The following is a 313-nucleotide window of genomic DNA, read 5'->3' on the forward strand; positions in this document are numbered from 1 at the left end:
GAATATAATTGGCCAACATATGAGGCATGTGAAATCCACTCTATGAGTATGGAATTCTTTACATGGCCATGGATGAAGCTATTCTTTGAAGAAGATGCAGATAAATATTACTTCTCTCACTTAAGTTCAGCACTTCTGTTTTTACCTTATGGTGTATCTGTTGATGAATATCAACATTATGTATATGAAAATCCTGAAGCATCACCTGAAGAGCGTAAGACAGCATGGCGTAACATAGAGAAGAAATATTTACCGCATCGTGATTATGAGGATAATGATTATTTAGAGCGCGGTGGTTTTTGGCAACGTCAAG

General features: G+C 36.7%; 1 pseudogene. It reads left to right on the forward strand.

Annotation, left to right across the window (positions count from 1 at the left end):
- Positions 1-313: pseudogene (locus SB717_RS34735) on the forward strand (M3 family oligoendopeptidase); the annotation flags it as partial.

The sequence above is a fragment of the Priestia sp. SIMBA_032 genome (assembly GCF_046535215.1).
Taxonomy (GTDB): domain Bacteria; phylum Bacillota; class Bacilli; order Bacillales; family Bacillaceae_H; genus Priestia; species Priestia aryabhattai.